Here is a 25020-nt window from a genome sequence, read left to right as displayed (position 1 = left end):
ATGAACGCTCAATTCACGGCATCCGGAATGACAGATTGGCCGTTTATTTTCATAATCATCGGTTGCTCCAGATGGCTAGCCAATACATCACCTTCAAAATTCATAGGCTGAACCTCGCCACCGAGTGCGCTTTTGACGGCTAAATAAGGAAAATTAATCCCTGACAGACATGACATATGCAGTCCACCGGACATTCGTGGGTTAATTTCCAACAGCTTTGGAATATCTCCATTGTATTTCATTTGAATATTGAAATTGAAGGGGATCTTATAAACTTCTGCAACTCTAGCTGCAATCTCCTCCAGTTCAGGGATATGCTCCATCAATCGCAGACGACCACCCACTTTTCGACGTGGCACAGCTACTAACAGCTTACCGTTCTCATCTGCCAGACAATCTATACTATACTCGTAACCCTCCAGTAATTCCATCACCATCAAATCAGGGAAGGTCTCTTTGCTTGCAAGAATACGATAGGCATCATCAAACGTAATCAATGGAGTTACATACCCAAAAAGCTCTTGAAGAGGATCGCGGGTATTGTCGATAATACGGAATCCTAACCCGCCTTCTGTTTCAGTAGGCTTAAAGCAAACACGATGTCCCTTGGCAACAAGGTCCTCGTATGCCTCTTTAAACTGCTCCGCTGTACTAACCACATGATAATCTGGGATACTCATAATGCCTTGCTCACTAACATTCTCGTAAAATTTACCTTTGTCCATAATGGACTCCAGCAAATCAAGATCTCTACATACCAGAACCTTTGTACCAATCGCATCAAACATTGCCGCATGGAGAGCAATATCAAGCATATGCAACCGTGGAATAAAAACATCGATCTCATTACGCCGACAGAAATCAACGCAAAACTGAACATATTCTATTCCCTTCAGCGCCGGCTCGGTTTCAGCAAAGTCAGCACCTTGTAGCGACATGTGGCGGATATCCGGGTGTGTCGCAAAGATTTGAACCGGTATACCATCCTCGTTATTGCGGAGGAGATTCATATAATGGTAAGCCACGGAAAACCAACGATTGAAATAAATATTTACCTTTTTCATAGTGGCCCCACTCCCAATGCAGTTAGATTATTATAGATCATATTTACATACTGCAAAATCTCATCTCCAGCAAATACACCTGATTCTTTCGTAAATGGATATCTTGATTTTACAAGACCACTCTGTTGCTCTGCAAATATTTCACCATGGCAAGGGGCAATAGCATAGTCGGCACTCTCAAGCAGACTCTTATCTAGCAGTGAGTCCCCGGAGGCCACCATTGGTTCAGAGCGAACGGTGCGCCGCAAATGGAGTATAGCATCGCTTTTGTTCACGGCAGCCGGCACAGCGTACAGCTTGCGGCCTTGTAAAGAAACTCTCCAGCCGAGATTATAGAGCCGATCTGATAAATTAGTGATTTCATCTAAAGGCAACTGATCCCGATAAACCATGAAGGAATAGAATAGATCATCACAATAATTCTCACTAATGATCCAATCCTCACGTACAACCGCTTTGATATATGATCTAACCTCTTCAGCCCCAGCAGAGTGACGAGCTACCAATCTACCGATTGATTCTCTCCATTCCTTATCGACAACTCCACCGATTAGGATATTTCCCCCATTGCTTGTAACCGCATAGTCAGGTATGACCGTCTCTTGAAACAGATTAATACGCTTATATTGTTGTATCGTACGCGTAGTAACCGGGATGAAAATAATCCGCGTGTTCAGATCCATCAGCTGATTTAATGCTTGCTGCGAAATATAGGATCTCGTCTTTCCCTCTATTATTTCCGCCGGAATTAAACCTGGAGTATTCTCCGGCACACCTATGGCACCTAAAGAATAGATCAAAGTACGATCTAGATCACTAGCATATATCATTCTGTCTCCCCCTTCAGCGGTTTAATTATTCCGCAGCAGGAGTACGTCATCCCAGGAAAGATCTCAACAGGAACGCCCCGGTCCTTCGCTAAGAGAAGAATATGCTTTAGATTCGGATTATCCATAGTATCGACAAGAATTTTCCAAGGTACTCTGCGCAGTAATACGCGGGTTGTTTCGCCGACTCCCGGCTTTATCAGATTAATGTTATCTATACCGAAAGTCTCCTGAATACTCTGAATATCACGAAGACCCTGCCAAGTGATTTCTGGCGGATGCTCCAGCATCTGTCCAGCAATATTCTTCGCTTCTGCTACTATAGAAGGAAAATACGGGCAAATCGTATCAATAAATACATTGGACTCGTCCGCATCCAGCCACTCCTTATAAAACTTTGAACCATGAAATTCCTCAGGACCAATGAGATCAGCGTGTAACACCGTTCGGCTCATCAGCCCTGAAACGGTGGAGTTTAAGCAGGCGCTAGGAATGAGATAGTCTTCTCTAGTCCCAAACATGCCTGCACAGTTTCCAGGGTCAGCCAATACGGCAAGATCATCATTTAAGCGAATACCATACTTCTCATAGAGGGTGTTGCAAGAATCAATCAGCACCCCACGGATAGCCCCTTTTCCTGTCCACCCATCCACAAACTGCAAATCAGCATCAAGTCCATGCTTCTGCAGAATGTAAAGTATCGCATTCTCATCTATACCTTTTCCTCGAATAATAGAAATACTATAATGCGGCAAGTCTACCTTGTATCTCTCAGCTATATAACGCTTAATCAGTATACCAATGGGTGTTCCTGCTCTAGCTAAAGAGACAAGCACCGTACTTAGTCCTCTTCTTGAGACAATCATCTCAGAAACAATGGCAACAGCTAAAGCAACCTTCTTAGCTGATTGCTGCAGCGTCTCATGAAACAAGTCGATATACTGCTCGGTAGGCTGATATTCAACGGGCAACATCTCAGAATAATGGACACCGGATTGAATAGCTTCCTCCCTTTCCTCTGTCGCCAGCTCCAGCGAAACGTCACTAAGATCCTTGAGCAGAAACGTAACATCTGACGGTGGATAGCTACCTAGCGGAACCGGTTCTGCTATTTTTTTGTCCATGACTTTATGATTACTTGTTCCCTTCATACTGGAGGCCTCCACTTCTTCCTTCAGGAGTCAGTACAATAAGATGCACTTTATGGCGGGCAAGTGTCTTCAGTATATCAAGCATGGGTTTCATTCGTTCATGCGGTACATCACGCTCAATCAGCACGAATATATCATCATACTGATCAGAATCCACATTATAAATAAAGTTTGTAATTTCCGGATCGCTAGCTGAAGGATATGCGGCAGCACTATGCACTCCGTAATCTGGTCGACGTTCAGGGTGGATTGGACTGCGAGTAGAGGACTGATATGAAATGCCTTCCCCCATCTCAGCCGCTATCCGCATAGGAAGGTACATAAATTCCCCTACACCCATCACTAGAGTCTTAGAATCTCCCCCTCGTAGTTCTCTTAGCTGTGCGGCTATCCGGGTTACTCCTACATCAAGATCATCATTATTCAGCGACTCCAGTCCGAAACGTCCACTGTATTTCACATAAGGAGACGAGTTGGTGTCACCATATGAATCTACGGATGTTGCCTGCAGACGTTCTAAACCGTCCACTACATAAGTGGTCACTACTTCGGATTCCACTGAAGACGATAACAAATCTTTGTCATTCCTAGCATTTAGCAAAGGCGTGCCTTTTACTTCAATACTACCTTGAAGCAAACACAAGGACTTAATCCGAATCCCCAGTTCCTGTTCTAATTCGCTATAGGTATGAAGATTGTTACCGCTCCTCCAATCCAAAATAGAAACGACTACGTATTCCTCCCGAGGGAATTTGGACTGAATATCACGGATCGTATTAATTGCTGTATTCCCTGTTGTAATCTCATCATCCACCAAAATAATCGGCTCAGTCCCTGATAATAGCTTAGTATTCAAGGCGTAACATAGATGGTCAACCGCATGTGAATGCTCTTCTTCAAAGCTAACAATGGACTCCAAATCGATGATATGTTCACGGGTAGTATGAATATATGATGCTGCATCGGCAAACATGTTGTACACACTGTGACCCAGCGCAGTTGCAGTCTCAGCAAAACCAATAAAGACAACAGGCCTAGGAAGAACTAATCTTGCAGCTAATAAATGCTCATAGGCTTCCTTGGCAGACTCAGGGTGCATCAGTCCGTGTACAGCTTTATCTAATAAATCTTCCATCCTATCATTATCCGCAGTATTACCGTTCATCTCCTGATATAACAGCAGCGCTAATGCAGCACCACTTAGCAGAGAGGTGTACGGATTAACAGGAATATGTTTACCAAGTACCTTGCTGACGAACAAAAAGGAACGTTTCTTATTAATCCGGGCTGCCATGGAGAATAAAGTATCCACAGGCAAATGAAAGGGATTAGATGTTTCGGTAACCGTAACCTGCAGGTTCTCGACTATGTTATACGTGTGTAAATTCGTTTTCGGGTAATAATCCGACAAAATGCTGTTGTTCATGTAACACCCCGTATATTTGTGATCGTAGTAAAATCCGTTTTGCCCAGTTCAAATGCGGCTTAATCTCGTTCATCTTATTAGAATATTGACTCTTGAAGACTCCTAGGCTACCATCGTTACTCTCTACGATACTGCAGGCGTCAACATATTCCTCGTGCATTACCGTGTACATGGCCTGAACAGGTCTGAGGTGTGAGGGATGTATAATTGTCTTGCCCAAGATCCCATTTTCTTTATCTAAAATCACTTCACGAATAAGCCCATCCATGCTGCTAGAAATGTAACTATTTCGCATGTCGCGGCCGTTTTTACCATAGGTGTCCTCAAACGGAGTCTGCCGTAGCTGTGGTCTGAGCACCCGATGCCCTTTATTCGCAAAATATTCCCAGACTGGTCCGGAAATTACATACCCTTCTTCCACTCTGCCAAAAATATTAATAATATCCGATATGCAGTCTCGAATAGGGGTAAGATCATAAATGCTAATATCAGGACTACGGCGCAGTCCGAATAAACTTGAGAAATCTGTTGCTCCAATTCTAACGTTCAACACATATTCGCGGTAGTTGCCTAGCAAATTACGAATAGATAAAAGACTATCTACCCGGCTCTCCCGGTAAATAATAGGCGCACTTTCCAGGATTGGCATGCCATAAAGCACTGGATCTGAGTAACTGCGCGTTCTATTGTAATCGGCTATCGCCTCGAAATATTGGATTCCGTTGTCGACCGAAAACTTAGGGAAAACAAACCCTGTTAACATCGTAACCAAAGATCCTAACCGAAAAATCAGCTGCCGCAGCTGCTCCGGGTTACGAACTCGGATGAAGAGGAGCGGAAGACTATCACTCCCGCTTGGCTCGTTCTCCTCATATGCGGCAAGAAAAATAAGATGCTGAATGAGAGACTCCTCTGCATGGTCAACCTCGTTATCTCCGATCGCATCCTCCAGATCAATAATAACGGTTACAAGTCCTGCACTTTTAAGCTTCAAAATATCTTCGGGAACACTAGCACGAGTTGCTGGCATATAAAGAGCAGCTCCAACAGCATGAGCCAGCAAATCTTTACTCGTAGTATTATGGTTAAATGAAATCGGCGGATTATAAAATAAGGCTATTTCTTGTTCTTTCGTCAGGTAATCGAAGTATCTCAAGATGGTTCCCCCTTATAGTTTTGCGAAGCCAAGCAAAACAAGCGCAGGCCTCTCCTATAGAGAGTGGCAGAACCAGCTATACCCTATCCGGTTCTCTCATATATAAGTGAAGGCCTACGCTATAAACATATACGATTACCTGAAAGCAGCAGTGTTCAACTAGCTTTGAAATCAAGCATTTCTATGGGCTTCTTTTTTCTTACGCAGTACGCTGTAAAGGATCGTACCACCGAATACAAGAATAATGATTGAAAAGAATAATACATGTGGCATTTCGTACCCAAAAGCGCCCGCGAGCATTTTTCCAGCAATAATGGCAATAAGCGCAAAAGCGGCACGCTCGAGTTCCGGAATTTTATCAATAAGCTTTAAGAATAATTGCGCTACTCCCCGCATCATCAGAACGCCTATGATTCCGCCCATAAAGAGCACCCAAACCTGGTTACTAACACCAAATGCAGCAATAACACTATCAATACTAAAAGCAATATCCATTAATTCAACAAGGAGAACCGTCTTCCAAAAAGAGAACCCCTTATTCTCGATCTTCTCATCGCCACCGCCCTTAAATAACCCGCCATAAGCGATATAAAAGAGATAGGCTGCACCAAGAACCTTAACCAACATGAATTTAATAAGAAATGTCCCTAGACCGATAGCCAAAAATCTGAATACATAAGCTCCTATAATACCGTAAAAGAGCGCCTTCTTCTGTTGTTCTTTAGGTAAATGCTTAACCATGACGGCGAGAACAAGCGCATTATCTGCAGAGAGCAGCCCTTCTAGTAGCACTAAGCTACCAATAATGCCCCAGCTAACCGGGTCTGAGAGCGTACCTACCACATCGCTCCATGAGAAAAAATGACCGTAGTTCTCACTAATATTCCTGAAAAAATCAGCGAACCAATCCATTACACTTGCGCCTCCGAAAAAATCGTCTATTTACTGCCAGCAACCCAGCGCAGTCCCCAACCATATGCCTCATCAATCTCCCGATGACCACTGTAATATTGGACCAGCCGTTCAACACTGAATGTCTCGTTATTCACATTCCGAAATAACGCGATGGCACACATGCCTTTGCGGTTGTTATGCTCGTCCAAATTGACAATAATATCGGGGCCACCACTCTGGGTAATCGTGACAACACCGTCAGCTTCTGACCAATTGGTAACACCTTTATAAATAAAAGAAAAAATTAGAATCCGTTCAATATCAGCAATTTTGCTGCCATTAATCCGCAGATTCTCACCGGTTGTTACAGAGCCTGTCCGGTCATCTCCATCAAGCATGACATAAGGAGGTTGGTTCAATGAGCCAAAAGCATTGCCCAGCGCCTGAACTACTCCCTTACTGCCATTCTTCAACTCATATAGACAAGCAAGGTCTAAATCCACACCATTTTTACGATTAAATAGCCCTCCACCCTGCTTCTGATTCCAGTTGAGGTTAATTAGCAATTCGCCCAAACCACCAGCTGATTTCTTCAGGTTGATCGAATCACCTTTTTTCTTCAGTTCGATCTTCTTCAGGTTGAGATTGACCGGAGGGGGTGTTACAGGTGAAGGCGCAGCTGCAGGAGGAGGTGGAATCTGAATCTTAGGCTCCGCTACCGGCGCTGATTGACGTTTAAGCTCTGGCTGCGGTGGAGCAGCAGGCTTAGGCACTGGTATTGGTGTCGGTGCCGGTTCATCGTTCGCTTCTATCCCAAAGTTCCTACACAGTTCCTGTAGACCACCAGCAAAACCCGCGGCAATGGCGCTGAATTTCCATTCACCGTTATATCTATATAATTCTCCTACCACAACAGCCGTTTCCACGGAGAAATGATTTTCAAGATCACATCGGAGAAGCTCCGCACCTGTTACTTGATTCAGAATCCGAAAATAGGCCTGATTTACCTGCCTAAAGCTTTGACCCCGCTTCTCGCCATCATAAATGGTAAGTGTAAACGCGAGTTTCATCACATCAGAAGGAACTTTGTTTAGTTCCACGTCAAATTGCTTGAGGCTGTTTGATGTAGGCATTTCCTTATATCTGATATAAGGTGTAGACGGATTATTATAAAATATCAAATCCTCATCTTTGCTTACTTTACCTTGCGCTCCAAGCAGAAAAGCAGAAGTATCAATCTCAAGTGAAGAAGGCGATTGCCAGCCAATCTCTACGATAAGAGAATCAAGTCCAGGATTCCCTTTAGTTAAATCAACCTTTTGTCCTTTGACAACTGTAATACCCATTCTTACACCACCTTTATAAATGGAGCAATCATAACGCCTTCGGCGTCCTTATAAGGACGGCAAGCGTTTAAGCGAGAAATATAAGACATAATGTATCGTGTGAAACTTATATTTTTAAATAACCCCACAAAGTGGAGTTTATACTTCGAGACCCATTCCATTTCCTTTGTGAGGCAATCCATAAAGAATTAAAAAAAGGGCAGGATCGGTGATGACCCCGCCCGGAAGATGCTATTGCGCGTCCAGCCCATAATTTTTACACAATGCACTAAGACCGCCGCCAAAACCACTACCGATTGCCTGGAATTTCCAATCCGCACCATTGCGGTAGAATTCGCAGAATACAACTGCCGTCTCTGTTGAGAAATCTTCACCCAGGTCGAAACGGAGTACTTCGCGATCTGTGGAAGCATCGACCACACGTACGAAAGCATTGGAGACTTGTCCAAAGTTCTGTGCACGAGTTTCGTAATCATAAATCGTTACGGTGATACCAATACGCTGAATATGGGCAGGGACTTTGCTAAAATCAACGATAATTTGCTCGTCATCTCCGTCGCCTTCTCCTGTACGGTTATCTCCCGTGTAGACTACAGAGCCTGCGCCACCATTTGGGTTGTTATAGAATACAAAATCATCTGTACCTTTAGCTTTGCCGTCTTCATGAAGCAGAAACGCTGAAGCATCGAGGTCAAAATCTTGACCTCCACTATACTTATTAGTGTCCCAGCCCAATCCAACTACTACCTTTGTCAGACCTGGATTAGTCTTGGTAAGATCAATCCGCTGTCCTTTGGAAAGACTGATCGTCACTGACATAACCTTCTTTCGTGAGTGGATTCAATTCACTGTGTACTACAAGATTTATACTACAAGATTTATACTTCAAGATTTATTGCAAGCCGTAATCGCGAGTCAAACCGCTCAAGCCGTCTTTGTAGCCGCTACCGATTGCATTGAACTTCCACTCTGCACCATGACGGTACAATTCACCGACAACAACGCCAGTTTCAATAGAGAAGTCTTCACCCAAATCAAAACGGATTAGTTCTTCATTGTTCAAATCATTTACGATACGTACATAAGAACGAGAAACTTGACCGAAGTTTTGGCTTCTTGTTTCAGCTTCATAAATTGTAATAGTAAAAGCTACCTTTTCTACATCCGCTGGGATACTCAGAAGATCCACTTGAATCTGCTCATCATCACCATCGCCGTCACCCGTACGGTTATCACCTGTATGAACAACAGAAGCGTTCTCGTTCTGTTTATTATTGAAGTAAATGAAGTTGGTTTCTTTTTCAACTTTGCTGTTCGCATTAGTCAAGAATACGGAAACGTCCAAGTCGAAATCTTTACCGCCGTCATATTTATTAGTGTCCCAACCAAGACCTACTGTGATTTTGGATAGACCTGGATTTGTTTTTGTTAAATCGATCTTTTGACCTTTGGATAGATTAATTGCCATGATAACATTCCTCTTTTCTTTTATTTGGATTATACGTAGCGTTCTGCCAGTTGATTGATATGTGCCGCGTGACTACCCTCACCAATTGCAGCGAACTTCCACTCTCCACCTTGACGGTAAAGTTCCCCACAAATAAGCGCCGTATAGCCATTGTAATTATCAGATAGGTTGAAACGGATTAGCTCATTGTTACCTACAGCGTTTATCACACGGATATAAGCTGACTTAATCAATCCGAAATCCTGTTTACGGTTCGTGGCATCATAAATATTCACAACTACCAGAACCTTGTGTACATCGGAAGGAATGGCATTCAGGTTAACCATGATTTGCTCATCATCTCCGTCACCATCACCCGTGAGATTGTCTCCGGAGTGAATGACAGAGTTACAAGGACTTTGCTTGTTATGGAAGCACACCAGGTTACCCTTCTTAACTAGCTTACCATTCTCGTTCAACATCAGTGCTGAAGCGTCACAGTCCACGTTGGCCTGTTTCTTCACACCGAAGAATCCTCGAGCTGGCTCAGCCGGATCCCAACCTAAACCTACAATTACGTTAGATAAGCCTGCATTACCTTTTGTGAGATCAATCTTCTGACCTTTTACCAGATTAATTCCAGCCAACTTTACGTACCTCCATTCCCTAAAAAGAATCACCATCTATTAGTCTAGCTTTTGGATGTTATATGAGTGATACGCTAAAGAACTAAATACGTTTCATCCGAACTCATGTATATGGTATTACATCATTTATAAACTGAATTCACCAGGGTTTAATCCCAAGACACCGCAAATATGCCGCACAACTGCTTTTTCATTGTCATCAAAATCACCATCAGCTGATCCAATAGCTGAGCACACACCCACAATTACACGTCCCACATCTGGTTTACCGGTAAACTTACCGATTGCTTTCAGTGCTTCCTGCTTACCGATTTCTGGTGAGAACTCAAAGTTACTTACATAAAAGTTGAACTGGGTAATGACATCTCTCATGTCAAACACCTTAAGCTCATTACTCATATTCATGTAACCAGCCATTTTATTCTTTTCAGCTTCTTCTATTTTACCGTCGGCAGCAGCAACCAAGGCGCAGCCCGCAACTACCGCATTCATGAAATCTTTATTTTTGAATTTCTTTACTTGTTCTGTTAGTCCGTTTTTGGTTGTGTTCAACCAGTTTTTAAATGTGCTCATCGTTTTCTCCTTCTATCACTGCAAGATTATGATAACAAAAGATATCCCAGAGCCTCCTCTCCACGTATCCGACAGAATTTTCATAGTAGATCCCTGAATCACGGTTTACTCTTCTAATATACCTGATAAAATATCAATATTCTACTTTTCCAGACTTTTACAGCACTTTTGATAGAAAAGATTGTGTCCGATCTTGCACAGGATTTCCGAACAATTGCTCCTCTGTTCAAAGAACCCCCGTATTTCTCGTTGAAACACCAAAAAAGGCACTGCCAGAGATTCTATCCTCTCTAGCAATGCCTTTAGCACATTTAACTGTGAATTCTTTTAAAGAATGATGTCCCCATCATAAGAACCAATCATTTTGTACAGCTCAGGCCGGCGATCACGGAAGACGCCCCACTCGATCCGTCCGACTTCCAAAGCATCCAGATCAAATTCGCTCACTATTACAGCTTGCTCGCCTCGGCCTGCTTCAACAATTTTATTGCCTTGCGGTCCCGCAATGAACGAAGAGCCGTAGAAATTAATGCTAGAATCTTCATCAATTTCTTCACCGATACGGTTGGAGGCAACGACTGGAATAAGGTTAGCCGCTGCATGCCCAAGCATACAAGTCTGCCAATGATCCTTAGAGTCGATCGATCCATCCTGTGGTTCTGATCCGATAGCGGTTGGATAGAACAGAATTTCTGCTCCCATCAGGCTCATCACTCTAGCCGCTTCCGGGTACCACTGATCCCAGCAAATCCCTACACCAATCTTGGCATAGCGAGTGTTCCATACTTTAAAGCCAGTATCTCCCGGATTGAAGTAGAATTTCTCTTCATATCCTGGGCCATCTGGAATATGGCTCTTGCGGTATTTGCCCAGTATCGTTCCATCGGCATCGATTACAGCTAGTGAATTGTAACGTGCGTAGTTCTTTTTCTCATAAAAACTGATTGGCAGTACCACTTGCAGTTCCTTGGCTATTGCTGTGAAATGATTAATCGCTTTGTTATGCTCAAGCTCTGTTGCATATGCGTAATAATCAGCCTTCTCTTTCTGGCAGAAATACGGAGTCTCGAACAGCTCCTGCAGCAAAATAATTTGTGCTCCCTGTGCCGCCGCTTCTCTGACCAATGTTTCGGCTTTGCTGATATTCTCATCAATATTGCTGGAACAGCTCATTTGCGTCGCAGCTACTTTTACATTTCTCAAGAATCTGTCCTCCTTATATATAAATGTCCCTTTGGACGTTTAGTTTCCTTCAATTATTGCTGAGCAGGCATTTGCTGCGTAGTGCAGTGAACGTTCCCGCCCTCGGTGATGACCGCCATACCGTTAACTGTACGAATCTTACGTTCCGGGAACAAACCAGCCAGTACTTCCTCGGCAAGTTTATCTGTTTCCACCGCCGTACCGCCAAACACAGGCAATATAATTCCACCATTTACGAAATAGAAGTTCAAATAACTGAGCGTCAGACGGCTGCCATCATGATCCACCCGTGGTGGTTGCTGAATCTTGATGATCTCCAGCTTACGCCCTTTGGCATCTATGGCATTCTCCAAAATACGAAGATTCTCCTGTGTAATCTCAAAATTCTCATCCTGCGGATCCTCACAGACCTGAATAATGACTTTACCTGGAGCAGCGAAGCAAGCGATATTATCCACATGACCATCGGTTTCATCACCACTTAGACCACGCTTAAGCCAGATAATAGTTTCTGTACCTGTATAATTGCGCACGTACTCTTCAATATTCTCGCGCTTCAAATCCGGGTTGCGGTTCGTATTGAGCAGACATTCTTCTGTAGTAATCAAGGTGCCTTCTCCATCCGTATGAATCGAGCCGCCTTCCATCACAAGCGGCGCATCAAAGCGTGTCACTTGTGTGTGTTCGAGAATCTGTGGAGCTACCTCATCATCCAGATCCCAAGGTGAATATTTACCGCCCCAGGCATTAAACTTCCAGTTCACGCCTGCTAGAACGCCGTCTTTATTAACAACAAAGGTAGGCCCGTTATCACGCAACCAAGCATCGCTATGCTTTATAGGTAGTAGCGTTACATTCGGTCCGCTGACCAGACGTTCTACCTTTTCCACGTCCTCCGGGTTAACGATGACCGTAATCGGTTCAAACTCGGCAATAGCTGTAATAATGTCAGCATAACCTTGGCATACCGACTCGTGGTTGTCCGGGAAACACATAGATTCCTGCACCGGCCAGGAGATAAAAGTACGTTCATGCTTGCCCCATTCCGGTGGCATTGTATAGTTCAAATCTTTAGGATTCATGTGTTAACTACCTTTACTATTATATTTGGAGCCAGCCCTGCCCTAAAACTCCTACCTCATCATACAATAATATGTTCTAGTGCTCAATTCCCTAGAACACTAATAATGTTGGAAGGAATTCGGGTCACATGTGATCTGACTGAGCTTATAGTGTAATCCTTTTTACCACATCGCCCTCAAAATCCTTAACGATGAATTCTCCACCCTCAAGGATACCATAGGAATTCGGGTTATTCTCTTTAGGCAGCGATATCGAACCGGGATTCAGCACGTATACACCCTCTTTTACATCCGCAACCGGAAGATGGGTATGCCCCTGAATAAAGATATCCTTCTCAGATAGTGCCGGTAAATTCTCAATACTAAAGCCATGACCGTGTGTAACATAGATTCGTCTGCCTTCATGCAGGAGCATCACATAATCGCCCATCATCTGAAACTGCAGCAGCATCTGGTCTACCTCAGCATCGCAGTTACCACGTACTGCCGTTATAGGCTTCTTTTTGTTATATTCATTCAGTTTATTAGCAACTCCCTGCGGGTCATAACCCTTCGGCAGTGGATTTCTGGGACCGTGATATAAAAAGTCTCCTACGATTACAAGACTGTCTGGCTGTTCTTCCTCTACCTTTTCCAAAGCCCGTTCTAACCAGAATAAAGAACCGTGAATATCGGAAATAAACATTAGCTTCATCATGTATTCTCCTTTTCGACTTAAATAGATCTTGTGCTTAGGTTTCAATTTTAACCTTGAATAGGCAAACAACGCAAAAGCGGACGTTCCTCCAAAAGGAACGCCCTGCCCTATATGCCTCTATTCTCACGGCAAATTCGATGATCCCATCAAGAATCGGTCCACTTCGCGGGCTGTCTGACGCCCCTCATCAATGGCCCAAACTACAAGGCTTTGTCCGCGGCGCATATCACCTGCTGTGAATACCGCCTCTACATTGGTCGCTTGTGCTCCGAACTCTGCCTTGGCATTTCCCCGCTCATCACGTTCCACCCCAAGCTCACCTAGCACAGACTCTTCGGGCCCTGTGAATCCTAATGCGAGTAGTACCAGCTGTGCCTTTAGAACTTCTTCACTGCCTGGTACTTCAACCGGAACTATCCGTCCCTGTTCATTGCGAGTCCACTCAATGCGCACAGTATGCAGCTCCTGCACATGTCCACCATCGTCACCAACAAAACGTTTCGTCGAAACAAGATAACGACGTGGATCTTCCTTATACAGTGAAGCCGCTTCTTTTTGGCCATAGTCCACCTTAAGAACCTTTGGCCATTCTGGCCACGGATTGCTAGGCTGACGGGTCAGCGGAGCAATCCGTGGCATAATCTCAAGCTGGATTACACTACGACAGCCGTGGCGGATCGACGTAGCTACACAGTCTGTGCCAGTATCCCCACCACCGACTACAACTACATCCTTATCTGCCGCAGACAAGTATTCACCATCAGCAAGCTCTGAGTCCAGTAAGCTCTTAGTATTCAGTGTCAGAAACTCCATCGCCTGATGAATGCCCCGCAGCTCACGACCCTCTATAGGAAGCTCTCGTGCCTGCGTAGACCCGCCACACAAGACAACAGCATCGTGCTCCGCCTTGAGTTGTGACGCCGAGATATCTCTCCCAATCTCTGTACGAGTTACGAATGTAATGCCTTCAGCCGTCAGCAGGTCTACTCGGCGCTGAACCGTCTTCTTATCCAGCTTCATGTTCGGAATACCATACGTCAACAAACCACCAATCCGATCTGCCCGTTCATACACGGTCACCGAATGCCCTGCCTTGTTAAGCTGAGCTGCACAGGCAAGACCTGCTGGACCCGAGCCCACTACAGCTACCTTTTTACCTGTGCGAGTAAGCGGGGGCTCAGGAACAATCCAACCTTCTTCAAAACCTCTATCTACAATCGACTTTTCAATCGACTTTATCGTTACGGGCTTGCCGTTCATCCCTACTGTACAAGAACCTTCACAAGGTGCCGGACACACACGTCCAGTAAATTCAGGGAAGTTATTGGTCTTATGCAGACGTTTCAGTGCAACCTCCCAGTTCCCACGATAAACCATATCATTCCATTCAGGAATCAAGTTGTGTAGAGGGCAGCCGGAAGCCATACCAGACAACAGACGTCCTACATGACAAAATGGCGTACCACAGTCCATACAACGCGCGCCTTGCTCGCGCAGATTCTCTTCATCCATAGGAATCGAGAATTCATCCCAATTCTTAATCCGCTCAAGCGCCTCACACTCCGAAGGCGTCTGCCGTTCAAATTCCAAAAATCCGGTTGCTTTCCCCATCTCTCTCATCCTCTCTAAATATCCCCACAGATATATACTTCCTAAACCGTTAAAAAAGAAAAGTACGCGCTATGTTTGTCTGCTGCCAAGCCTATGCCACTCTAAAGCGCCAAAGTAAATGCCTTCATATTAACATCCAATATCATCATCGAAAATGAGTAATGTCACCTTTTTATGTAAAATGAAACAATCAAATTAAGAAAATGGAAAACAAAAAAAGCACACAGTGTACTGTACCTGATTAAAGTACGTTACTCCGCATGCTTTTAAATAATGATCTTGTAAAAGACTATTTATTTCGCCGTCAGGACTACTGTCCCAATCCCATTTACAGTCAGCTTATTTCCAGTCAGCTCCTGCGTAAGATCAGCCCCGAAGATGGTCTTCCATGCTCCAAGCTGCGGCAGAACCACAGTGGTCTGTTCAGCATTCGCATTAAAAAGAACATAAATATGCTTCGCTGCATCTCCTCCAGCATGGCCACGTAGCGTGTAAGCTACTGCACTTGCCGGTGCTTTTTCAAAAACCAAATGGTTCTGAATGTCCGCTGCTGTTCGCATACGGAAGGCCGGGTGAGCTTTACGCAGTAAGATTAACTGTTTCATATACGCCACATCTTCCTGATGCGCGGCGCACAATTCCCAGTCCATACGATTGATCTCGACCGAAGATTTATAGCTGTTCTCCACCCCGTCCTTCGTACGCATAAACTCCTGTCCTGCATGGATAAAAGGAATCCCCTGACTCATGAACACTATCGCAGAAGCTAGTCTGTGCATGGAACGGCGCTGAGTAACCGTCTCACCCTCGGTGGACAATACGATTTTATCCCATAAGGTATGATTATCATGACACTCCACATAATTAACGTTTTGCTGAGGCTCCTCGGCAAATTGCTTAATTCCTGGGCTGAAGTCAATCCCTCCCGCAATCCCCGCCTTGATCGCAGGCTCCAGACCCATCATTCCACTGATGAAGCCCGGCTGATCGTACAAAAAGATATTTCCTTTAATAGCATCCCTGAAATCATCATTAAAATGTCCGATTCCCGGCATAAGGGAGGCATTCTTCTGATGAGCGAGCCGTTCCATCGGTAGCTCAGTCCCCATCATCCAGCCTTCACCGATAGTCATGATAGACGGATCTATTCCATCCAGACGCCGCCGGGTTTCCCGCATCGTATCGACATCCATCAAGCCCATCAAATCAAAGCGGAAGCCGTCGATATGGTATTCTTTAGCCCAATAGACCACGGACTCCACAATGAAGCGGGACATCATCAAGCGTTCTGTAGCCACGTCATTCCCACAGCCCGAGCCATTCGACAGGCTTCCGTCTTGTTTATAACGCAAATAATAGCCAGGAACCAGTTTAGTGAAATTCACGCGATATCCGTCGTACACATGGTTGTAAACAACATCCATAATGACGCGGAGTCCACGATCATGAAGCGCTTGAATCATTGTTTTTAGTTCTTGAATACGTAGTCCGGGCACATAAGGATCCGTAGCATAGGAGCCTTCAGGAGCATTGTAGTTCTTTGGATCATAACCCCAGTTAAAATGAGGCTCATCCAGCTTCGTCTCATCTACACTCTCTGTAGAATAATCATAAATAGGCAATAGCTGCACGTGGGTTACACCGAGATCTGCGATATGATCGAGTCCGGTGAGAATGCCCTCTGGTCCGCGGGTTCCTTCTTCCGCCAAAGCGAGATATTGACCCTTATGAGCCATACCGCTGGCTGGATGAATGGATAAGTCACGCAAATGAAGCTCATAAATAATAGCGTCTACAGGATCCTCAAACGACGGCTTATCTTCCGTCCACCGCTCAGGGTCCGTCTTGCGCAAATCTAGAATAGCACCTCTGTCCCCATTCACGCCGACAGCACGCGCGTAAGGATCTGCTGCTTCATTCCACTGTTCACCTAGATGTACTCGGTAGGTATAGAACTTGCCATCTAGATCACCGTCAACCGTAGCTCTCCACGTTCCCCGAATATCGCGAATCATAGCATATTTAGACCCCGCAGCTCCCTGCCATGAATCATAAATTACTAGCTCTGCCTCCTGAGCCGTAGGGGCCCACAAGCAAAATGATGAACAGGCCGATGAATATGTAAGTCCGAGATCATCCCCGTCATAACTAAACAACTGATCAAACTCCTGAGCGAATACGGAAATCCCTCTAGTAGTCGCAGGATCACCATAATAAATCGGTTCCTTCATTTCCTTTTGTACGGACAAAGCACCTATCCCCTTTTCCAGTTATTAACTGGATTATAGTATGATCCTCGAATTTGTGCAAACGTTTGGACTCAAAATAACCAGATCATTTTTCCAGGGTAATTGCATAGCTAAATCACGATTAACTAGGCGTTTCTATGATATTCATTCCCACCATTGTAATGATGTCTTTATTTGCATAATATGGGATGCGGCGTTCTTTACAAAGAGCAATCCTTCCATCCTTATACCTCACACCATTATCCTGAACGATGAGGATTGGAAGATCCCCGTTATCAGGTACTTCATATCCTATTCCTAATACCCAATGGTAATCGTAAGCAAAATTCCCTCTCCACCGAAAATTAAACCATTTATCAAATTTAACAGCTACTGGCCGACCTGCATCAATCTCCACTTTATACACATCAAAATCGTTAAAAGTAGAGACAGAAAGCTTATGTCCCCCTTTTGGCGAGATTGAAGAGTGGATATAAGCTGTGATTCCCTTTACAAAACTACGTGTACTCATCCCCAAAGGGGTACCTCCGTGATGACTGTATATGTAATTAATATGAGCTGCTTTAGAGTGAAAATGACCTTTGCCACGAATAAAGTCCATTCCTAGCTGGGTATTCCAATACTCGGTTAAAGCTGCCAGCGTAGCTGGTCCACATGCAGAAGACGGGGATGAAACCCCAGCCTCCCACTGTGTGTATGGATCTACCGATAGTTTGTTACTAAGACTGGAGTTTCTATGTCTCATCAGGATGGTTCTCCCTTTGAAGAGTTCGGCTTAGAAGCTGAAAGGGCAGGGCCTTCCGGAAGTAAAATCACATTTTCACCAACATCCATAGATCCCTCTGAATTAGATCGTGATTCCATTTCCTGTGCAGGCTTCTGCTCTGCCTGAGCAATATCTTCCTCTTCGCCCTCATATTTGTTTTCAGGATTAATCTGTAGTGTGAAATAGAAATTAGAGCCGTTTCCTTCGCTACTCTCCACCGCAATGGCTCCGCCCATCAGCTCGACAAGCTTCTTGCAAATGGCTAGTCCTAACCCCGTCCCGGCATACTTACGATTAAACGAGGAGTGCAGCTGGTAGAATGATTGAAACAGCTGATGCTGCTTTTCTAAAGGAATACCTATCCCCGTGTCTCTGACATTAAACTTCAAAGTAGATTTCTTTGAAACCACGGACAATTTTTGCTCCACATAAATACAGACTTTACCTCGGTCAGTAAATTTAATCGCATTGCTGACCAGATTAACCAATACCTGACGTAATCGTCCTGCATCTCCCATAATGAACGTAGGAACTCCTGGTGCCATGCTGTAAGACAGCTCAAGATTTTTTTCCAAAGCCTTAGCCATAAACAGATCCGTTACACTGTCCAGTACCTCTCGAAGATGTACGGGCTCATGTACGATCATCATTTTTCCGGCCTCAATTTTACTGTAATCGAGAATTTCATTCAGAATATATAGAAGAGAGCTACTGCTCTCCTTAATAATATTTGTGTACTCACGTTGTTCTTCATCTAGTTCCGTCTCGGCAAGCAGATCAGTCATCCCTACAATGCCGTTCATAGGCGTGCGTATTTCATGGCTCATAATGGCTAGAAACTCTGATTTAGCCTGGTCCGCTTTTTCCGCAGATTCCTTCGCCCGAATGATCTCCTTCTCATCTGTAATATCCCTGAACACGACTACAACACCCTTAGGTTCACCTTTATCAAAAAGAGGGGTTACTTGGTACTCCGCAAGAAAACTTGTACCATCTTTACGCCATAAAACTGCATCCTTGCTCTGGTAAGATCCCCCTGACCTAATGGCTTTGATAAGTGGCGACTCCTCTGGCCGATAATGGATCCCGTCAAGCGCTGTCTGCTGAATATGATCTAGATAGGTATGACCCATGATCTCATCATGTTCATAGCCGAGCATATGCAAACCTGCAGGGTTGATGAAGGTCACCTTCTCCTCCATATCGAGTCCAAAAATACCCTCAGATACTGCATTTAATATAAGAGTGTACTCATTGCTTAGCTTCTCAATTTGTTCTGTATATCTTATACGTTCCGTAATGTCACGGGAAATACCATATACACCAACCACTTGATCGTCTACAATGATCGGAATATTAGTGGTATTAATCTCTACAAGATGGCCTTCTTTATGAATAAGCGTCAGATCATAGCTTTGGGGATAGCCCTTAGCAGCTAAGTTAAAATGATACAGCGTCTTCTCCATATCCTTCTCATGCACAACGGGACCAAAGTACATTCCGATCAGTTCTTCCAGCGAATACCCGGTCAGCTTCTCCAGATTCGCATTGGCTGTTAAATAATCGCCTTGCAAATTCATTGAGTACACAGCAGAGGGATTATATTCAAATAAGGATTTATAGCGCTGTTCATTCTCCTGAAGCTTGAATTCGAACTGTTTGCGCTCTTCAACTGCATGACGCGAGATTAAATCCAGCGAATTCTCGGAAATCAATCTATAATTACGTTCACTTTGATAAATCTGTTCCTCTAGATCTCGTTGATCTGCCATTTGTTGGTCTGCAATCTTTCGGTCTGTAATATCTTCGGCGTACACAATAATACACGAAGGGGCTTGTCCTGCTGTTCCAAATCCTGAGAATGTCAGGGAAAGCCATACCGGTTGATCCCCTTTGTGAAAACATTCTTCCTTCTTCCAGCTCCCTGCTGGAGAATTCTGAAGCTCGTCCATCACCAATCTATAGGAAAGCTCTTTCGAAGACGTCTGTCTATTTTCCATTTCTGCAAAAATAGCCCCAGCAAGAAACTCAGCTTCCGTAAAGCCAAGTAAATTGCAAAAAGCCGGATTGACCTTCAGCCAGTTGCCCTTACCATCGTTTAAAGACAGTACGGCTATTCCCTCTGGGGACCACATAAATGCATGTTCCAACATTGTGCTATATTCTACCGCGTTATCCATCTACGCCAGACCTCCTTTGTTGCGAACGTTGCATCCTTTATTCCATCCTAAGTTCAGTATACGATAAGAGAAGTGAGTATAGAAATGCCCTCCGTATCATTTTGAATTGTGAATAGCTTAATTTTAAATATTGACTGGATGGCCTGGGGCAAACTATTATTAAACATAATAATATCGTTCGTGACCTATTACGCTGGAAGCACCCGTAATAAAGGCTTTTGCCTTTGCTACGGGTGCTTTTTTTTGTTGCCATTAGGTAACGACAATAGGAGGAGAATAAATGAAAATATTTAAGCCAGTGCCCTTACTACTGCTTACGATCCTGCTACTGCTAAGCACATCATCAGGAGCTATTGCTGCATCTACAACAGAATTAACCCCTTCTATAAAAGCAGCTTTTGATCTGACGGCCGCAACGGCAGAAGGTCCTGCCAGGGTTAAGCTGACTTCTCTTTACAATGATTTATCCACCTTAAAGCTGCAGTATGATCAGCGCGAGGAGCAAATCCGAATCCTTCACTACAATAATGAGCAATCGCTAGTTGTGGTTCGTCAACAAATTAAAGGAATTGATCTTGAAACAGTGACCCGATTGGAAGCCTCCGTTAAGAGTAGCAAGCAGCGCTATCAGCCCTTATTTGACCAGTATAGTGCACTTAACAAGCGAATTAGTATCGCCAAGTCACTTAAGGACAAGACCTTGAATACCGTACTGCGTGCCCAAGGTGATGCTATGAAGATCTTGGTTCAGTTGGCACGCCAAGAGATCAGTGACAAGCAGAATCAGCTGAACGCCGCGAAAAAGAAACGTTCCCAAAAGATAGCCGAAGCGCGTAAAACCTTGTCTGGCATTGAAAGTCCTCAAATCACGATCAAATCTAACAAGAGCGTGATCACCTCGTTAAACAAACGTGTCTCAGCAGATTGGACTGACTTTAAAGCAGCGATTCGCAAACAAAACCTTACCCTAACCAACCAGTCCTTAGCTGCACTGGTCTCCGGTTACCGTCAGATCGCAACCCATAAGCAAAAAATAATTGAGCTCGAACAAAAGGTTTCCCTTGTTATTGCGAATACGAAGAAGCAAATCAGTTAGCGGACTTCTTCTTCTCATTTGCTCTGCGGTAAGCCATCACTTTGCGGTACATGCTTTTATTAGAAAGATGTTTGAAAATATATGGATCTGGACTCGTATTCACTTCAATAATCCAAGGCGTCATGTGCTTATCTAATCCTACATCTACACCAATCTGTTTAAAGCCAGGATATTTCTTATGGTAGAAACGTCCGGTATCCTCACCTAGCTTTCGCAATATTTTAAGCATCTGAGCTTGCTGAGCATCGTTCAAATAAGGCGACAGCAGCTTCTCCATAGACATTAGCGTACCACCGTTATGATAATTGGTAACAATCTTGCCCTTCTCAGCTACTCGGCCAATCAATCCGGTAGTTTCCCATTTGCCACGCGGACTGAGCTGGACCATCACACGGATATCAAAACGATGCTTTCCGTGCTTTAGCAAAACAATCCCTCTCTGAATCAAGTAACTGCGTCCGCGTGTTGCTTTCTTAAGGGATGAATAAAAGGTGTCATAGGCTCCAAAGGTTTTTATCTTTGTTCCACTTTGGTATTTATATTCTGTTCCATGAGAATCCTTACTCTGTTCAACCTTCATTACACCGTTACCATAGGTGCCATGTTCCGGCTTAACGTAAATCATCCCATATTTCAAGAGCATCGTTCTTAAGTTTGCTTTACTAAACTTCACTGTTTCTGGAATGAGCGGTGAAATCTCGGAACTTTGCATGAGCACCTTGGTTTTAATCCATTTGCTGGTCAACGCAGACTTTAACTTTGTTCCCAATTGCCCTCTCCCCTGTCACTCAAATAATGATCACAGCCTTGCTTAACCTTAGTATTTTATGCTCCGACTATATGAATGGAATGGGTTGAACGCCCTCTCCGCTCTCAGATGTATCTCCAGATACTCAAGCTGCATATGGTGGGAAGAGGATAACCATTAGCGGATCAGAGGAGGCATGAACCATGCATATTTGTATTATTGCGCCGGAACGTCTCCCGGTTCCGGGAGACGGGTCAGTAGAAATCTGCATTTGGGCCATTGCCAGAAAGCTGGCTGAGAAACATAAGGTTACCATTGTGAGCCGCAAAGTGCTGGGACTGCCCGATGCTTCCATATTGGAACGGGTCAGAATCATTCGGTTGCCCGCAAGTACTCCCGTTCATTATCGTACTTCGGTATTAGACTACATTCAGAATGAGTCATTTGATATAGTTCAGGTCGATAATCGCCCCCATCTTATGTCTGCTGTAAAGAAACGGCTCCCTCATCTTCCGGTATTTCTATTTCTGCATTCTCTTACATTCACACCGGACACAGTTAAGACTGCTAGAGCCTTGGCTAGAGCAGATCTGATTATTGTGAACAGCCACTCTCTACAGCGAAGACTAACCCGTCGCTTCCCTCAATTAAACAATGAAATCCGTATTGTCCTGCTCGGAGCAGATCTTGATCGATTCACTCCTGTAGCGCTACAGGAAAAATACCATCTTCGCAAACTTTACAGACTCCCGAGGGTCTTTACCGTCTTATTCGTCGGTCGAGTCATTCCCCGCAAAGGGGTGCCCGTATTGATACGTGCTATGTACCATTTAAATAAGCACCTTCCTGCTCATCTTGTAATTGCAGGCAAAGGGAAACCGTCATATTTGCGACAGCTAAAGCTGCTTGCACAGCGACTAGGCGTATCCGTTTCCTTCCTTGGAAATGTAGCTCATGAGGATATCCATACCCTTTATCAAGCAGCCGACTGCTTCGTATGTCCTTCTCAGAATCATGAATCCTTTGGGCTTGTTAATGTAGAGGCCATGGCCTCGGGACTACCGGTCATCGCTTCTAGCAATGGCGGTATCCGTGAGATTATCGACTCCGGCCATAACGGATATCTGGTGGAACGATATCGCGAGGCCTTGCCCTTTGCTAGAGATTTGCTGCGACTAGGCCGGAATCCGGAGGTAGCAGCAACCATTGGGAAACAAGGACGATCGGATGCGCTTGAAGCCTTCAATTGGCAACGTACAGCAACTGATTTGGAACGGCTTTATCAAGCTGCCTTAGTACAGCAATAGATCCTATAAACATAAAAAAGTAGTCCGCCTCCATTCACTGGAGACGGACTACTTTGATTTAAATAAATTGAACAACTGTAAGTACAAGCCCTACAACAAAACCGCATAAGGCACCGTTCACACGAATCCACTGAAGATCTTTACCTACTTTATCCTCTAGCATATTCACTAGACTAGCATCGTCCATGCTATCCAGATTCTCCTTCACCAAAAGACCGATTCGGAAGTGGTTAGCCTCTACAAATGCAATCAATGAAGCGCGAATCCGCTCCTCCCAGCTACCGATCCACTCTTGTTCCTTACTAATACGGCGCATAAGAAGGGTGTATAGTGCAAATAGTTTTCTTCCGCCAGCTGCCCGGTCCTCTTCTAATAAGGAGAGTGCCTTACTACGTACGTTCTCCAATTGAGTATGCAGAAAAGCAGTTACTGCTTCTCCCTCAAGCTCTTGTAGTGCCCATTCTTTCACAGAAGTCATTCTAGCCTCATCATTAACAATCTGGAACAACGCCACCCGGATTTCCCGGATGATCTCTTCACGATAAGGGCTATCCTCTTCACGAAAATCGCGAATACCGGACTGCAGCATGCCTTGCAGCATTTCACCAAGCATATCCGCATCCATGAATCCAACGAAAGCCTGAAAAGCCATCCCTTTCAGTCCACCGAGCTTTACTTCAGCCAGTTTCTCGCTGGCGATCTTACCCAGCATAGCTTTCGTTTCAGGACGACCGCTCCAGTTAGATACCCCTTCCAGCGCATAATCCAGAGCCGCTACATCTTTTCCGTCGTTCATTAATTTAGTGACAATCTTATCAGCCGCAACTCCAAGCTCCGCTTCACGAATATAGTCAGAGGCTGCCCTTTGAAGAAAAGGTACAGCTTTCTCTACCGGAAGACGTGACACGAATTCGCTAAGTTGCTCTAGGATCTGGGCTCTCGCCTTCTTCTTGCTAAAGAACTTCGTCAGCAGCTTGGAACTCATAGACATAATGCCAAACTTGCGCAGCTTGTTCTCAATACTCTCTTTGTTCAGCAGCTCAGTCTCCATAGCGGTAATTAACGACTGAATAATCTTATCCCGATTCTTGAGCAGCAGTGAGGTATGTGGAATACGCAGCCCGAGCGGATGGCGGAATAACGCGGTTACCGCGAACCAGTCGGCAATCCCCCCAACCAGCCCAGCCTCAAAGCCACCTCTTAGTAGAATTACAGCGAGATTTTCAGGTAGAAATAGTGTAATCAGAAACCCACATGCCATAAAAGCTAGTGACATGGTGGCCAAGTTTTTGGATCTCACGATTAGTCCCCCTTACATACACAGCTGCCGATGTCCTTACGCAGGAAAAATACCGACGGATCACGTCCCACGAACATGAACTGACGATAAACTCGGCTAGTCGATTAGTTTAACAACTATTGTACCACGACTGAACTATATTCTAAAAATATACGATTAGACTAGGAATGAAAAGGTGTTTTTGGTTTTCAGAATATTAATGATAAGATACAATTAACGTTCTCACTAGCCCGCGAAGGGGACAACTATG

22 protein-coding genes are annotated in these 25020 nt (G+C 44.5%); 2 read left to right on the top strand and 20 right to left on the bottom strand.

Going from position 1 to position 25020, the window contains the following annotated elements:
- Nucleotides 1-8: 8 nt before the first annotated feature.
- From ACFWMP_RS24340 to ACFWMP_RS24255, 18 genes are all read right to left on the bottom strand, one after another.
- On the bottom strand, nt 9-1064 hold the full coding sequence (locus tag ACFWMP_RS24340) for an ATP-grasp domain-containing protein (protein WP_341126407.1): 1056 nt from the start codon (nt 1062-1064) through the stop codon (nt 9-11).
- On the bottom strand, nt 1061-1894 hold the full coding sequence (locus ACFWMP_RS24335; protein ID WP_042184268.1) for an HAD family hydrolase: 834 nt from the start codon (nt 1892-1894) through the stop codon (nt 1061-1063). The genes ACFWMP_RS24340 and ACFWMP_RS24335 overlap by 4 nt, the downstream gene beginning before the upstream one ends.
- Nucleotides 1891-3042, bottom strand: coding sequence for a cysteine protease StiP family protein (locus ACFWMP_RS24330; protein ID WP_339244422.1), 1152 nt, complete (start codon nt 3040-3042; stop codon nt 1891-1893). The genes ACFWMP_RS24335 and ACFWMP_RS24330 overlap by 4 nt, the downstream gene beginning before the upstream one ends.
- Nucleotides 3026-4336 (bottom strand): phosphoribosyltransferase family protein, encoded by a 1311-nt coding sequence (locus ACFWMP_RS24325; protein WP_379424973.1) that lies wholly within the window; start codon nt 4334-4336, stop codon nt 3026-3028. Before ACFWMP_RS24325 ends, ACFWMP_RS24330 begins: the two co-directional genes overlap by 17 nt.
- Nucleotides 4337-4412: 76 nt before the next feature.
- Nucleotides 4413-5624 (bottom strand): HpcH/HpaI aldolase/citrate lyase family protein, encoded by a 1212-nt coding sequence (locus ACFWMP_RS24320; RefSeq protein ID WP_231573371.1) that lies wholly within the window; start codon nt 5622-5624, stop codon nt 4413-4415.
- Nucleotides 5625-5795: 171 nt separating this feature from the next.
- Complete coding sequence (locus tag ACFWMP_RS24315) at nt 5796-6536, bottom strand: TerC family protein (RefSeq protein ID WP_042123539.1); 741 nt, start codon at nt 6534-6536, stop codon at nt 5796-5798.
- Between the two features lie 26 nt (nt 6537-6562).
- A complete protein-coding gene (locus ACFWMP_RS24310) occupies nt 6563-7864 on the bottom strand; it encodes a TerD family protein (RefSeq protein ID WP_149646266.1) in 1302 nt (433 codons plus the stop codon).
- Between the two features lie 231 nt (nt 7865-8095).
- Complete coding sequence (locus ACFWMP_RS24305; protein ID WP_339244416.1) at nt 8096-8677, bottom strand: TerD family protein; 582 nt, start codon at nt 8675-8677, stop codon at nt 8096-8098.
- Nucleotides 8678-8756: 79 nt separating this feature from the next.
- Nucleotides 8757-9332 (bottom strand): TerD family protein, encoded by a 576-nt coding sequence (locus ACFWMP_RS24300; protein WP_042184261.1) that lies wholly within the window; start codon nt 9330-9332, stop codon nt 8757-8759.
- Nucleotides 9333-9361: 29 nt separating this feature from the next.
- Nucleotides 9362-9958, bottom strand: a complete 597-nt coding sequence (locus tag ACFWMP_RS24295) for a TerD family protein (protein ID WP_042184259.1) — start codon at nt 9956-9958, stop codon at nt 9362-9364.
- 126 nt (nt 9959-10084) lie between these two features.
- A complete protein-coding gene (locus ACFWMP_RS24290; RefSeq protein ID WP_042184258.1) occupies nt 10085-10531 on the bottom strand; it encodes a tellurite resistance TerB family protein in 447 nt (148 codons plus the stop codon).
- 327 nt (nt 10532-10858) lie between these two features.
- On the bottom strand, nt 10859-11734 hold the full coding sequence (aguB, locus tag ACFWMP_RS24285; protein WP_339244415.1) for an N-carbamoylputrescine amidase: 876 nt from the start codon (nt 11732-11734) through the stop codon (nt 10859-10861).
- 53 nt (nt 11735-11787) lie between these two features.
- Nucleotides 11788-12816: an agmatine deiminase family protein gene (locus tag ACFWMP_RS24280; RefSeq protein WP_042184254.1), complete on the bottom strand. Its 1029-nt coding sequence runs from the start codon at nt 12814-12816 to the stop codon at nt 11788-11790.
- 145 nt (nt 12817-12961) lie between these two features.
- Nucleotides 12962-13510 carry a phosphodiesterase gene (yfcE, locus tag ACFWMP_RS24275; RefSeq protein ID WP_379424972.1) on the bottom strand — a complete coding sequence of 183 codons (549 nt, stop codon included), beginning with the start codon at nt 13508-13510 and terminating at the stop codon, nt 12962-12964.
- Nucleotides 13511-13636: 126 nt separating this feature from the next.
- The gene (locus ACFWMP_RS24270) at nt 13637-15124 is read right to left on the bottom strand and encodes a glutamate synthase subunit beta (RefSeq protein ID WP_379424896.1); all 1488 of its coding nucleotides are present in this window, start codon (nt 15122-15124) and stop codon (nt 13637-13639) included.
- 293 nt (nt 15125-15417) lie between these two features.
- A complete protein-coding gene (pulA, locus tag ACFWMP_RS24265) occupies nt 15418-17373 on the bottom strand; it encodes a type I pullulanase (protein ID WP_379424895.1) in 1956 nt (651 codons plus the stop codon).
- A 121-nt stretch (nt 17374-17494) separates the two neighbouring features.
- On the bottom strand, nt 17495-18118 hold the full coding sequence (locus ACFWMP_RS24260; RefSeq protein WP_052404122.1) for a C39 family peptidase: 624 nt from the start codon (nt 18116-18118) through the stop codon (nt 17495-17497).
- Nucleotides 18118-20319 carry a PAS domain-containing hybrid sensor histidine kinase/response regulator gene (locus ACFWMP_RS24255; RefSeq protein WP_052404121.1) on the bottom strand — a complete coding sequence of 734 codons (2202 nt, stop codon included), beginning with the start codon at nt 20317-20319 and terminating at the stop codon, nt 18118-18120. Before ACFWMP_RS24255 ends, ACFWMP_RS24260 begins: the two co-directional genes overlap by 1 nt.
- A 280-nt stretch (nt 20320-20599) precedes the next feature.
- On the opposite strand from ACFWMP_RS24255, the gene ACFWMP_RS24250 reads away from it, so the two are divergent.
- Complete coding sequence (locus ACFWMP_RS24250; protein ID WP_339244406.1) at nt 20600-21415, top strand: hypothetical protein; 816 nt, start codon at nt 20600-20602, stop codon at nt 21413-21415.
- Here ACFWMP_RS24250 and ACFWMP_RS24245 read toward each other — a convergent pair.
- Entirely contained in the window at nt 21408-22184 is a 777-nt protein-coding gene (locus ACFWMP_RS24245; protein ID WP_231573370.1) for a YheC/YheD family protein, read from the bottom strand. The two genes, ACFWMP_RS24250 and ACFWMP_RS24245, sit on opposite strands and share 8 nt — an antisense overlap.
- Before the next feature lie 182 nt (nt 22185-22366).
- On the opposite strand from ACFWMP_RS24245, the gene ACFWMP_RS24240 reads away from it, so the two are divergent.
- On the top strand, nt 22367-23470 hold the full coding sequence (locus tag ACFWMP_RS24240; RefSeq protein WP_379424894.1) for a glycosyltransferase family 4 protein: 1104 nt from the start codon (nt 22367-22369) through the stop codon (nt 23468-23470).
- A 58-nt stretch (nt 23471-23528) separates the two neighbouring features.
- Here the strand turns inward: ACFWMP_RS24240 and ACFWMP_RS24235 are convergent, their stop codons facing one another.
- Entirely contained in the window at nt 23529-24770 is a 1242-nt protein-coding gene (locus ACFWMP_RS24235; RefSeq protein ID WP_042184242.1) for a DUF445 domain-containing protein, read from the bottom strand.
- Nucleotides 24771-25020: the final 250 nt, after the last annotated feature.

It is taken from the genome of Paenibacillus sp. NPDC058367, assembly GCF_042723305.1.
Classification (GTDB): Bacteria; Bacillota; Bacilli; order Paenibacillales; family Paenibacillaceae; genus Paenibacillus_AQ.
This window is presented reverse-complemented; position numbering and strand designations above follow the sequence as displayed.